Genomic DNA, 13,042 nt, shown 5'->3' on the forward strand with positions numbered 1-13,042 from the left:
AACCTCGGCCTCATGGGCGTCGGAACGCTCGCTTTTGGTGCTTTTATTCGTGAGATTACCCATGTTTTCGAGCGTAACATTTTGATGTCCGATAATGCAAACTTATTGGACACGAGTGAAGGTCACCAAGTGCGGCGCTTTCTACACTATATTGTGGCATCAACCGCCGCCATCCGATAGTCTTGTGACATGACCTACGTCCGACACGAACCAAGCGACGACTTTGATCCCATACCCCGGATGCCCTCCTGGGTCACCTCCGGACGCATAGAAACCCTTGAAGATGGTGCCTTTTTGTCGGGATCGGCACTGAGCCACCTGCACCATGTGTTGTCGAGCGACGACCTCCCGCATTCTTTGCTCCGGGAACGCCTTGCGCTTCGTGCTGCGGAGGCTTGTGTCGCTCATGCGGGTCGTCCGGAACGGGCCGGAGAATTGCGCGACGCGATCGCGTTCCTTCAGCCAGGTGACGAGCCTGGTCCTGCGGGTGAGATTTACCTGTCTTGGCGGAGGGCGGTTGAACGACCGGTTTCGGTCAGGTCGCTGCGCCGGGCTCTTGCGGTTTCAGAACCTGACCAGATCGCCCAGAGGCTCGAAGCCAGGAAGAGGGCTCCGGTGGTTCGAGCGGCAGCCGTCCTCGAGGCCGTTCTCGGGAATAGCTCCCGCGACTTCACCTCCGCGCTGCTCCTTGCGGATGCGGCTCTGACGCTGGCGCTCGGGTGGGTGCATGTCACGCCGCTACTTGCATACGGGCTCAAACGCACCGACTTGAGAAAGACCGGTGATGATCTGCGACTGGCCTGTCACCGAGCCGTTGTATTGGCAGCCACCGAGGCTTCTCGCGAACTCGTCGATCTGACCCGACGCGCCAACCGCCTGCGCGCCATCGCACACAAACTGCGGGCAAGGGGATCTGACGAGGCTGTCACCCTGTTTCTGGTCCTCGACGCAGTGGCCCCCGCCGCGCTCACCTCTTTGCGGTCTGACCGCGCAGCGCGCCGGTTCTGCGACCGGCTGGTAGAGTTGGGCGTCGCCCGCGAGCTCACCGGGCGCGACACGTTCCGGCTCTACGGAGTGTGAGCATGGCCAAGAATCACGCCGAAACCGGTCTCGACCGGGAACTAGAGGATCTGCCAGCCGAGTTGCGCTGGCGCGAATGGATGCGGCGGATCGAAGCCGTTCTCTTTGCATCTGCCTCGCCAGTAGCGCGTGAGGATCTGGCACGGGTGGTGGGGCAGGGAGCTTCGGTTGAGCTGTTGATCGAGGACCTGGCCGCGGATCTTGACGGCCGGTCATTCGAAGTGGCGCAGGTCGCCAGCGGTTGGATGCTGCGAACCAGGCCCCCCTATGCGCCGGCGATCCGGACCGCGGCTGACATCGGTGAACAGGATCTCGATCTGCGTGAATATGATGTCACGGTACTCGCCGCTATTGCCTACCACCAGCCAATCACGCGGGATGGCTTGAAAGACATCTTCGGAAAGGAAATCAGCCGGGATTTGATCGGTCGGCTGCATGCGCGCGGTTTGATCGGCACCGGGCCGAGATCGCCAAGGCGCGGGGCACCCTATACCTATGTGACAACCGACAAGTTCCTGGCCACCTTTGATTTGGGGGCGCTGCACGATTTGCCGGATGGGGAGCAGATGGTGGATGCAGGGCTCATCAATTCGCAGGCGTAGTATCAGCGCTACGATGCGCGGCGGTTTGAATGAGGGCGGATGATGGCTAGCTGTAAACCTGCCAAATCAGGATGTCCGGAGCGCAACTTTTCTCGCGGGATCCTCCGTGACGTGATTTCTGCCATGAACGATGCCACCAAGCCCGAATGGTTGGCGCGGCCCGAGCAATGCGGGACCAAAGCGCAGATGCAGGACTCTCGGAACGCATGTGGAAGAGGCATTCTGGCCTCAAGGCTATCGAGGAACGTCGCGAAATCCTCGTCATATGGGGCATGCGACAGGTGGGCGGCCTGCCGAGCGGCTCTTTCATCGTTTGGGCGTTGGAGTCAGCGATGACACGGTGCTTCGGCAGTTGAAGACGCGTGCTCAAGGCACGACCGAGCCGCCGACGGTGGAGCCGGTCCAGAGCTGCTCAGAGACCGAATGCTACCTCTCCGCCACACAAATTGAGACAGAACCGATTTAAGCGCAACGCGACACAGACTTCTTGCTCAACGATCGGTTGACACCTGGAATTTAGGGTGCCTAACTGTCAACAGTTTTCAGAATGAGGGCGACGTGCAGTCACGCAAGATCATCATTCCAGCACCGTCCCTGTCCGACCAGGCTTTTGCGGCGATTTCGGACGGTATAGCCAAGGGCGAGCTGGAGCCAGGGGCTCGCCTGAAAGAGGCCGAACTTGCTCGGGATTTCGGGATCAGTCGCGGGCCGCTGCGCGAAGCAATGAACCGACTGGAAAGCCATGGGCTTGTCGAGCGCCGGACAAATCTCGGCGTGTTTATCACCGCTCTGACGCTTGCCGATCTCGACGATCTTTTTACAATGCGCGAAGCACTGGAAGGCCAAGCTTGCGGGCTTGCGGCGACCCGCATGGCTGCGGATGATCTGCGTATCCTCGCCCAGATGCTGGCGCGGCATGAGAGTGAGACCGCAAGCACCGGACACTACAAACAGGTGTCGTCGGACAACGATTTCCATTTCTTCATCATCAAGCATTCAGGCAGTCAGCGCCTGTTCCGGGCGCTTTGCGATGAACTCTATCTTCAAATACGCATGTACCGTCACCGCTCTTCTTCAAAACCCGGTCGCTCAGAGGCGGCACTCGCCGAGCATGCCGATATCGTGCGGGCGCTGGAAACTGGCGAACGTTACAAGGCTGAAGAAGCGATGCGCCTGCATATCTCCAATGCGCGGGAAAACCTGCTATGGACGGAAATGCCCGCGCGATGAAGACGCTCGATTCTTCTCCCACAGCCCAGCAGACGGGTCCGCGCCATATTGGCAGCTTCACTGCCGCAGGCGGGCGTGTGCACCGCTTCTGTTCCCTGCCATCGCTGGAAAAAACCGGCTATCCGGGTATTGCACGGTTGCCGATATCGATACGCATCCTGCTGGAATCCGCGCTGCGCAATTGCGGCAAACCCGGAACCACTGCCGCGCATATCAAAGCACTGGCGAACTGGAGTCCCGACGGCCAACGCACCGAAGTGCCGCTTTCGGTGGGGCGCGTGGTACTACAGGATTTCACCGGTACGCCGCTGGTCTGCGACCTTGCGGCGATGCGCGACGCCATGGTCCGTGCCGGTTCCGACCCAGCCCTGGTCGAGCCGCAGATCCCGGTACAACTTGTCATCGACCACTCGGTCCAGATCAACCACGCACGCTCTGCCGATGCATTGCGGCGCAATCTGGAACTGGAATATGATCGCAACGCCGAGCGTTATGCCTTTTTCAAATGGGGTAATGCCGCGTTCGAAAACTTCACCACGGTTCCGCCCGGCTTTGGCATCATCCATCAGGTGAACCTAGAATCACTCGCCAAGGGTGTGTCCGAAACCGATGGCATCTGGCACCCCGACACGCTGGTGGGCACCGACAGTCATACCACGATGATCAACGGCATTGGCATTCTGGGCTGGGGTGTCGGCGGTATCGAGGCGGAATCCGCCATGTTGGGTCAGCCAGTTACGCTGGTGGCGCCGGATGTCGTGGGGGTGGAACTGACAGGTCGTCTGCCCGAGGGCGCCACCATCACCGATGCGGTGCTGGTGGTGACGGAACGGCTGCGCGCGCATGGCGTGGTGGGCAAATTTGTCGAATTTTTCGGCGCTGGTGCGGCGTCTCTGTCTGCCACGGATCGGGCGACGATCGCCAACATGGCTCCGGAATATGGTGCCACGATCGGACTCTTTCCCACCGATGACCGGACGATCGATTATTTCCGCGCGACGGGCCGTAACGATGCGGACGTCGCAATGCTGGAAGCCTATTACAAGGCGCAAGGCATGTTCGGCATGCCGATGCCGGGCGATATCGACTATTCAGAGCACCTTCAGATAGACCTTGGCCGGATCGTGCCCAGTGTTGCAGGGCCAAAACGCCCGCAGGACCGGATCGACTTGTCTGATGTGAGCGAAACCTTCGAACGTCTGATGGCGGCACCAGTCGGGGATGGTGGCTACGATAGAGCCGCGGAGCTAGAGCGGCGCAGCCCGGTCGCAGCGGCGCCAGACATGCCCGAAGATCTGGGGCAGGGCGATATCCTGATTGCTGCAATCACGTCGTGTACCAATACCTCCAATCCCGAGGTTCTGATGACCGCGGGCCTGTTGGCACGCAACGCCGTTGCGGCTGGTCTGTCCGTGCCGCCTTGGATCAAAACCTCTTTCACGCCAGGCTCTCGTGTCGTGGCGCATTATTTGACGGCCGCCGGACTAATGGCGCCGCTGGAGAAACTGGGGTTCGGCATTTCCGCCTATGGTTGCGGTGCCTGCGCCGGCAATTCCGGCCCGCTTGATCCGGCGCTGGATGCGGCGATTGCGGCGGATGATCTGGTTTGCGCCGCTGTGCTGTCGGGCAATCGCAATTTCGAGGCGCGTATCCACCCGTCAATACGGGCCAATTTCCTGATGTCTCCGCCGCTGGTCGTCGCCTATGCACTGGCTGGCAGCATCCGGGTCGATCTGACATCCGTGCCGCTGAGGCAGGGGAACGACGGCGGGCCGGTGCACCTGCGCGACATCTGGCCTTCGGCGCGAGATATCGAAGCGGCGCTGGTTCACGCCGGAGATGCGCAGGCCTATCGTGACATCTATGCCGTAAGCGACCCCGGCGGCCAGCTTTGGCAACAGGTCGACTCGCCTGCCGGGACGACCTACGAATGGCCCGCCTCCACCTATATCGCTCGCCCGCCCTTCTTTGAGCATTTCGACGCCGATGATGACGCTGACGCCGCAATCGAAGGCGCATCGATCCTTATCATTCTAGGTGATTCCGTGACCACCGATCACATCAGCCCCGCGGGGGTGATCGCACCGGATTCGCCCGCCGGGCAGTGGTTGCAGGCCCGCGGCGTCGCGCCGGCAGCGTTCAACACATACGGCGCGCGGCGAGGTCATCACGAGGTAATGATGCGCGGTGCCTTTTCCAATCCGCGGCTGCGCAACCGCATCGCCGTGGGTATCGAGGGTGGCGTTACGCGGATCGAGGGACGGGGTGAGCCGCTGCCGATCTTCGATGCCGCCGAGGCCTATCGCGCGATGGGCCGACCGTTGGTGATTGTCGCTGGCCGGGAATACGGCTCCGGCTCCAGCCGGGATTGGGCAGCCAAGGGCACGAACCTACTGGGCGTGCGCGCTGTGATCGCGCAAAGCTTTGAGCGCATTCACCGCTCCAACCTCGTCGGAATGGGGGTGATTCCGTGCCAATGGTCCGAAGGCGTCTCGGCAGAGACCTTGGGTCTTGACGGGACCGAACGGATTTCACTTCCTGACCTGAAACATCCGATTGCGCCGCGCGGCCGGACGCGGCTGGTGATTGACCGCGCTGATGGCGCGCGCGAGGAGCAAGAGGTGACATTGCACATCGATAGCGCACCGGAAGCCGAGCAAATCGCGGCGGGCGGCCTCGGCCGATTGATCCTGCGCCGACTCCACGCGGCGGCGGCACGACAAGACCAATAACCGAAAGTGGCGCGATCAAGCGCCGTTGCATGAAAACCAGAGGAGGAAAACCATGCTATTCCAGACCACATCCCACGCGAGCGGCGCTATGAGCCGAATTCTGCGCCTTGGTGCCGCCGCGGCATTCGCCGCCGGGCTTGGCGCGCCAGCCATGGCTCAGGGCGAGATCGACAAGCCGGAATGCGTGGCACCAGCTCAGCCGGGCGGTGGGTTCGACCTGACCTGCCGGATCGCCCAGAGCGGACTCGAGCCGCATCTGTCGGAGACCATTCAGGTGACCTTCATGCCTGGCGGCATCGGCGCGGTGGCGTTCAACCTGTTCAACACCACGCGCACCGATGACGATTCCGCCATCGTGGCGTATTCCACCGGCTCGCTACTGAACATCGCGACCGGAAAATATGGCCAGTTCTCCGAAGAGGACGTGCGCTGGGTCGCTACTGCGGGTGCCGATTTCGGTGCCGTGATCGTGCCGGCCGACAGCCCGTTCGAAAGCCTCGAAGACGTCATGAACAAGCTGACCGAAGATCCGGCCTCGGTGGTCGTGGGCGCGGGCGGATCCATCGGGTCGCAGGACTGGATGAAGGCCGCACTGCTGATCCGCGAAGCCGGCGGCACGCCTCAAGGTATGCGCTATGTCGCTTTGGATGGCGGCGGTGACGCGATCGCTGCGCTGATGGGAGGCTCCATCGACGTCTATACCGGCGATGTGGGCGAGATGGTGCCGCATATGGATGCCGGCACTATGCGCGTTCTGGCCACCATGTCGAATGAGCGTCTCGATGAACCCTTTGCCGATGTTCCGACCGCCAAGGAGTTAGGCTATGACGTGGAGTGGACCATCATGCGCGGCTTCTACATGGGCGGCGACGTGTCGGACGAGGCTTACAACACGTGGGTTGATGCCTTCAAGGCGGCCTACGAGACCGAAGAGTTCGCCAAACTGCAATCCGAGAAAGGTCTTCTGCCGCTCAACCTTGCCGGGGACGAGCTGACCCAGGCGGTGAATGACAACATGGCCAAACTGCGCGAAATCGCAACCGAAGCCGGTTTGATCCAGTAACACACACCGGGCCGGGGCAGGTGCGATGTACCGCGCCCCGGCATCCCGTCACGTCGCACCGAAGGAAAAACCTATGGCAGATCGGATTTTCGCCGGCGTGCTGTTTTTGGCGACCGTCGCTTATGCGATCATTGCCTTTGTCAGCATCTCTGCGCCATTTCAATACGACCCGCTCGGACCGGAAAGCTGGCCGCAGATCCTCTCGGTCATCGCGCTGCTTTGCCTGATACACATTCTGTGGAAGCCGGATGTGGAAGGTCTGGAAGTCAACCGCGCGACCGCCTTCCGGCTGCTCTTTATGGTCGCGCTGATGATCGTCTATGCCGAACTGTACGAGCCGGTCGGTTTTATTATCTCGACCATTCTCTTTGGTGCATTGACCGCGCGCATGCTGGGCGCAACCCTGAAACACTCGGCAATTTTCGGGCTGGCGGCTGGGATCGGCGGCTATCTGCTCTGCGCTATCCTACTTGATCTCAACCTGCCCGAGGGCGAGTTGGTCGAGGCGCTGCTTGAAATGGGAGGCACCTGATGGATACCATTCTCACCGGTCTGGGCACCGGTTTTGCCGTAGCATTGGACCCGTTCAACCTGATGCTGGTGCTTGCAGGGGCCTTCTTTGGCACGCTGATCGGCGCGTTGCCGGGCCTTGGCCCGATCAACGGTGTCGCGATCCTGCTGCCCATCGCCTACAGCATGGGGTTCGAGCCCGCCTCGGCGCTGATTCTGCTAGCGGGCATCTATTATGGTGCTGAATATGGCGGCCGGATCTCGTCGATTCTGCTCAACGTGCCGGGCGATGCGGGCGCAGTCATGACCACGCTTGACGGCTATCCCATGGCGCGGAACGGTCAAGCGGGCCGAGCGCTGTCGCTGTCGGCGATCTCGTCCTTTATCGGTGGCACCTTCGCGGTGATCCTAATGACGCTGTTCGGGCCAATGCTGGCGACCTTCGCCGTCACCTTCAGCCCGGCGGATTACGTCGCGCTGATGGTCTTCGCGTTTGCCTCGCTGGCCTCGCTGGTGGGCAAGAACCCCACCAAGACGCTTTTAGGCGCGTTGATCGGCCTGATGCTGGCGACCATCGGGATCGACGCCAATACCGGCGTGCCGCGCTATACCTTCGGCATTCCCGATTTTCTTGCGGGCATCGACTTTCTGATCGTCATCGTGGGTCTGTTCGGCATGGCGGAACTGTTCACGCTGGTGGAAAAACAGGTCTCGGGCAAACTGGACTCGCTGCCGGTGGACAACTCTTTTGTCAAAATGGCCGATCTGGCAAAATCCAAATGGACCATCGTGCGCTGCTCATTCCTGGGGTTCTTCATCGGCGTGCTGCCGGGCACCGGCGCGTCGGTTGCCTCTGCGGTCGCCTATGGCACGGAAAAACGCTTGGCGGGGGCCGAGGGTCATCTGTTCGGCACCGGTGATGTGCGTGGTCTGGCCGCGCCGGAAACTGCCAATAACGCGGCTGCGGGCGGGGCCATGGTGCCGATGCTGACGCTGGGCATTCCGGGATCTGGGACCACAGCGATCATTCTGGGCGCGCTGCTGATGTTCAACATCCAGCCCGGACCGCTGCTGTTCACCCAGCAGCCAGAGATCGCCTGGGGACTGATCGCGTCGATGTATGTCGGTAACGTGGCGCTGCTGCTGATCAACCTGCCGTTGGTGGGTTTGTTCGCGCGGATGCTGACAATCCCGCAGCACTATCTGACGCCGATGATCGCCATCCTGGCCTTCGTGGGAATCTACACCATTGTCGGCAACCCCTTTGACCTCTTGCTGGTCACGGGGCTGGGTGTCTTCGGCTGGTTCCTGCGCAAGATGGAATTCTCGCTGGCACCGGTGATCCTCGGTTTCGTGCTGGGTGGGTTGTTCGAGAACAACCTGCGCCGGGCGCTGTCGATTTCCGGTGGCGACTGGATGATCCTGCTGGAGGATTACAAGAGCGTCACGCTTTACGTTCTGGCAGTGCTGGTGGTGGCCATCCCTGTCTATCTTCAGCGCCGCGCCCGGCGCATGGAGGGTGACCCGGTCTCTCGCGAAGACGCGAACGACTGAAGAAAAACAGCGGGCGGGGCCGGTATGGCCCCGCCGTCACTTCGACACGCTGTCGGTATCTTCCATCGGAACGGCCAGCCGCCGCGCCAGAACCGGCAGGATCGCGACGATCAGGAATACGCGCGAGACGTGATGCGCGGCCACCATCGCCGGGTTGATCATCAGTGCCAGCGCGACGACGCCCAGTTCCGGCGCGCCTCCCGGCAGGTAGGCCAGAAAGAGGGGCGCGATCTCGTCTCCGGTGACATGGACCATCGCCCAAGCCGCAGCCAGCGCTCCGAGTGCCAGAGCCAGCCCGACAAGCGCGGCAAGCCAGCCGTCACGCAAGATCTGGCGCAAGGTATAGTCTGCGAAACGCGCGCCGACCCCAGCGCCGATAACGACCTGCGCCAAGCTGGAGAGAACCGGCGGAACATGCACTGTCATTAGACCCGACCCGTGCAGCACTGCCGAACTCAGCAGCGGAAAGAGCAACAGCGCCGAGGGCAGGCTCGACCGGCGGGCCACTGCCCAACTGACAACCGCCACCAGCACCAACCCGCCATGGCGCAGCGGGTCCAGTGGCTCAATCGGATTGAGGAAGGCGCTGTTGGCGTCTGACAGGTCGATGCCCGAGATTGTCTCGATGATGAAGGGCGCACTGGCGAGGAGCACCACCAGCCGCGCGGTGTGGCACAGCGCGACGCGATTGACCGCTGCATCGTATTGCTCGGCCAGCAGGCTGACGACTGTCAGCCCGCCCGGTGTCGCGGCGAACAGTGCTGTGGCGCGGTCCATGCCGCCGAAGAGGCGAAACACCATATAGGCAAACAGGCCGAACCCCAGCGACAGCAGCAGCATCGCGACGATGCTGACCGCCCATCCGCCCGCATGGGCCACCACGTCCGAGGTGAAGCTGGTCCCCAGCATGGTGCCGATGGCGACCATGGCGTACCCGCGCCAGGAGCGCGGCAGGTCGGTTCTGAATCCGGTGACCTTCCGTACGAGAAACGTTGCGGTTAGACTGCCCAGCACCCAAGGCAGCGCCAAGTTGAGGATCAGGAACACCGCGCCGCCCGCTGCCCCGATTGCGATGGTGGCCCCACCGCGCGTATATGGGTTGTACAGCACGGAAGGTCAGCCAGCGATGTCGCCGGTTTTGCGCTTGCGATAGGCTTTGAGCGCGGGTGCGCCCACGAGCACCAGCAGCATGACCACGAACAAACCAAGCGCGATTGGCCGCTCGAACAGGTAGCGCAGCGGGTTACCACCAGAGATTTGCAATGTGCGCACCAGTTCGCCCTCCATCATCCGGCCCAGCAACAGTCCGATCACCGTGGCTGCGACGGGGTAACGGCTGCCTCGCATCAGCCAGCCCAGCCCGGCAAAGACCGCAACCGTGAGCGGTCCTGCAATGGTCCCGGTGATGCCGTAGCCGCCCCAGGCGCACATCGCCAGCACGCTGGGCACCAGATAGGCGAGTGGCACCCGCACCACCATGCCTAGCACCCGCAGCATCAACAAACCAATCACGGCCAGAAGGATGACCTGACCCAGATTCCCCAGGATGATCGAATAAACGATATCGGTCTGGTTACGGATGAAGGACGGTCCGCCGACGATATTGTGGAACGAGAACGCCGCCAGCAGAACGGCCGTTGCCGCCCCGCCGGGGATTCCCAGCGCGAGCAGCGCCGTCATCGATCCGCCCTCGGAACTGCTATTGGCGGATTCCGCCGCGATCACGCCGTCCGGGGCACCTTTGCCGAACGATCCGGGATTTTTGGATTTGCGCTTTGCCTCGCCATAAGACACGAGGTTCGCCACCGAAGAACCTACGCCCGGAATGGCACCGATCACCGCACCAATCAGGCTGCCACGGATCAGCACGCCGGGATATTTGAACGTCTGGCCCACGCCGGCCATGATCCGCGCGATGGATATGTCGCGCTGTGCATCATCGCGAACCAGATAGCTGCCGCCGCGCAGGCGTAGCAGTTCGGAGGCCGCAAAAATGCCGATCATCGCGGGCACCACCGCGATGCCGTCGATCAGGAAGGGCATGAAGATATCGGTGCGCATGACGCCGGTTGTGGACATGCCGATCTGGCTTAGCATCAGGCCGAAGAAGCCGGCCATCAGCCCCTTGGCAAGGCTACCTTCATTCAGCGTGGCGATCAGGGTCAGCCCCCAGAGCACCACCACGACCATTTCCATCGGGCCGATCTTCAGGACCAGTGCTGCCAACGGGTCGATCAGCAAAAGCAACAGGATATAACCCACGAAAGCGCCCACGACGGACGCCGCAAGGCCGAGCCCCAGCGCCTCGTTGTGCTTGCCCGCGCGTGCCATCGGGTAGCCGTCAAAAGCAGTGGCAATCGATGACGAGGAGCCTGGGATGTTCATCAGGATCGCCGTCACCCCACCCCCATAGGTCCCGCCGGTGAAGATCGCCGTCAGGAAGAGCATGGCTTGCAAAAATTCCATGCTGAAGGTGACGGGTAGGAATACGGCCATGGCCATGGAGATCTGCAAGCCCGGAATGGATCCGAAGATCAGACCGATCAACAGCCCCGGAATGACCCACATCCAGGGCGCAAAGCTGGTGAACAATAGCGAGACGGCGCCGGAGAAGGCGATTTGATCGATCATGTCACAGCACCAGCGTCAGCATCGGATACGGAAAAAGCGCGCCGAAACCCTTGACCAGTACCAGCGTGAACAGTGCTGAGAACAGCGGCGGCTGCCATAGGCCCTTGCCACCGCTCATCACGACCCCGGCCCAGACAAAGACAAAGGTGGCCACGTCAAATCCGATATGCGTCAGCGCGTAGCAGAACAGGGCGAACCCCGAGAGCAACAAAAGGTCGCCCCAGACGGCGCTGGTTTCGTCAGGCTCGGGGGGGGTAGGGCTGCGAAAGGCCGCAAAAAGAATGACCCCGCTCAGCACGGCGATGAGTATTGCGACCGGCACCGTGACGATCAGGTTGTTGAGCGTATTGGAGGCGGAAAGCGCGCTCCAGGTGATATAGCCGGTCAAGGCAAGGATGATGCCCAGCAGCGCGGCATGGGGCGCGGATAGCTTTCCGGTCATATCAGCCTCCATTCAGAGGAAAGGGTGACGCGCGGCGATGCGAACCGCCGCGCTATAAAGGTCATTCGGTATTGAACCGCTTGAGAATGTCAAAGTTGGACCGGATGATCTTTGTCGTGCGCTCGGGGCCTAGCCATTCGGCACCGATGTTCTGTGCCTCAAGAGACGCAACAAACTCCTCATCCTCCAGCACGGTCTTGTAGGCGTCGACCACCTTCTGGAACGCTTCCGGGTGTTCCTGCTGGAACTCGGCATGGGCAGCCAACCCGCGCATGGAACCTGCCAAAACCGGCAGCGGGTCCAGCCCCGCGTCTTCCAGCGCGGCATTCAGCGTCGGGGCATCCCAGTTGGCATCAACCTCGTCCGACGCGATGGCCAGCGGGCGCACCATTTCCTTGATCGACAGGGTGCCGTCGGCGGCCAAAACAGTCATGTCCACCTGACCGCCCGCCACGGCCGTGCGTGCGGCCCCGCCGGACTGGTAGGTCACGATATTGACTGCATCCTTGTCCAAGCCGAAAGCCTCCAGCGCCAATTCAAGGTTGATCGCGCCGGTCGAGCCGGGCACCACCGACACTTTCAGCGTGCCGGGGTTGGCCTTGGCGGCTTCCATGAATTCAGTCATGCTTTCAAAAGGGGTATCGGCGTTCACGGCGAACAGGTCGTGGTCGTTCCACTGGCCGTTGATAAAGGCGAAGTCGTCCAGCGAATAGTCCGCGTCGAAATCCATGATCGCATTTGAAATGTAGGGGTGAATCGAAGACGCGAGAAAGAAACTGCCATCCTTTGGCATATTGGTGAAATAGGTCTGACCGACATGACCTCCGCCGCCTTTCTGGTTCACCACGGTGATCGGCACGCCGATCTCATCCTGAAGCCGCTGCGCCAGCGCTCGCGCTGTACGGTCAGCAGATCCGCCCGGCCCCAAGGCCACGACAAAAGTGACCCGGCTGGGCGGCCAATCGCTTTGAGCCGAAGCGGCTAGAGGGGTCAGCGCGGCGATCATCGTCAGGCCGAAGGCCGTGGCAGAAAACTGGCGTCGTTTCATGTCTGATGCTCCTTGTCAGGACGGATTGAAATCCGAAAATTGTAGTGCAATCTGGATAGCGAAGGGTGGTAATGCCACATACGACCATCTGTCAACAGATATCGAAGTATTGACATTATCACATGTTATGGGGATTTTAAGTGCGCCGCT

Annotated in this window: 12 protein-coding genes; 8 read left to right on the forward strand and 4 right to left on the reverse strand. The window is 61.5% G+C overall.

Translation table 11 applies throughout. The features are described from left to right. The 8 genes from B8991_RS21785 to B8991_RS19595 all read left to right on the forward strand — a co-directional run. A partial coding sequence (locus tag B8991_RS21785) for a hypothetical protein (protein ID WP_218673269.1) occupies nt 1–180 on the forward strand: 180 nt, incomplete at its 5' end. A 9-nt stretch (nt 181–189) separates the two neighbouring features. Continuing rightward, nucleotides 190–1,080: a DUF1403 family protein gene (locus B8991_RS19560; RefSeq protein WP_084354972.1), complete on the forward strand. Its 891-nt coding sequence runs from the start codon at nt 190–192 to the stop codon at nt 1,078–1,080. A gap of 2 nt (nt 1,081–1,082) precedes the next feature. After that, a complete protein-coding gene (gene scpB, locus B8991_RS19565; RefSeq protein ID WP_084354973.1) occupies nt 1,083–1,682 on the forward strand; it encodes an SMC-Scp complex subunit ScpB in 600 nt (199 codons plus the stop codon). A gap of 558 nt (nt 1,683–2,240) precedes the next feature. Further along, nucleotides 2,241–2,912, forward strand: a complete 672-nt coding sequence (locus B8991_RS19575) for a GntR family transcriptional regulator (RefSeq protein ID WP_218673270.1) — start codon at nt 2,241–2,243, stop codon at nt 2,910–2,912. Beyond that, nucleotides 2,909–5,644 carry an aconitate hydratase AcnA gene (acnA, locus tag B8991_RS19580; protein ID WP_084354995.1) on the forward strand — a complete coding sequence of 912 codons (2,736 nt, stop codon included), beginning with the start codon at nt 2,909–2,911 and terminating at the stop codon, nt 5,642–5,644. Before B8991_RS19575 ends, acnA begins: the two co-directional genes overlap by 4 nt. A gap of 52 nt (nt 5,645–5,696) precedes the next feature. After that, a complete protein-coding gene (locus tag B8991_RS19585) occupies nt 5,697–6,707 on the forward strand; it encodes a Bug family tripartite tricarboxylate transporter substrate binding protein (protein WP_235866712.1) in 1,011 nt (336 codons plus the stop codon). 73 nt (nt 6,708–6,780) lie between these two features. After that, nucleotides 6,781–7,239: a tripartite tricarboxylate transporter TctB family protein gene (locus B8991_RS19590; RefSeq protein ID WP_084354976.1), complete on the forward strand. Its 459-nt coding sequence runs from the start codon at nt 6,781–6,783 to the stop codon at nt 7,237–7,239. Next, nucleotides 7,239–8,771, forward strand: coding sequence for a tripartite tricarboxylate transporter permease (locus tag B8991_RS19595; protein ID WP_084354977.1), 1,533 nt, complete (start codon nt 7,239–7,241; stop codon nt 8,769–8,771). Before B8991_RS19590 ends, B8991_RS19595 begins: the two co-directional genes overlap by 1 nt. Nucleotides 8,772–8,807: 36 nt before the next feature. Here B8991_RS19595 and B8991_RS19600 read toward each other — a convergent pair whose 3' ends face one another. From B8991_RS19600 to B8991_RS19615, 4 genes are all read right to left on the reverse strand, one after another. After that, entirely contained in the window at nt 8,808–9,881 is a 1,074-nt protein-coding gene (locus B8991_RS19600; RefSeq protein WP_084354978.1) for an AbrB family transcriptional regulator, read from the reverse strand. A 6-nt stretch (nt 9,882–9,887) separates the two neighbouring features. After that, nucleotides 9,888–11,402, reverse strand: a complete 1,515-nt coding sequence (locus B8991_RS19605) for a tripartite tricarboxylate transporter permease (protein WP_084354979.1) — start codon at nt 11,400–11,402, stop codon at nt 9,888–9,890. A gap of 1 nt (nt 11,403) precedes the next feature. Next, the gene (locus B8991_RS19610) at nt 11,404–11,844 is read right to left on the reverse strand and encodes a tripartite tricarboxylate transporter TctB family protein (protein WP_084354980.1); all 441 of its coding nucleotides are present in this window, start codon (nt 11,842–11,844) and stop codon (nt 11,404–11,406) included. A 61-nt stretch (nt 11,845–11,905) separates the two neighbouring features. Beyond that, nucleotides 11,906–12,892, reverse strand: a complete 987-nt coding sequence (locus B8991_RS19615; RefSeq protein WP_218673271.1) for a Bug family tripartite tricarboxylate transporter substrate binding protein — start codon at nt 12,890–12,892, stop codon at nt 11,906–11,908. Between the last annotated feature and the right edge of the window lie 150 nt (nt 12,893–13,042).

It is taken from the genome of Primorskyibacter flagellatus, assembly GCF_900176485.1.
GTDB classification, from domain to species: domain Bacteria; phylum Pseudomonadota; class Alphaproteobacteria; order Rhodobacterales; family Rhodobacteraceae; genus Primorskyibacter; species Primorskyibacter flagellatus.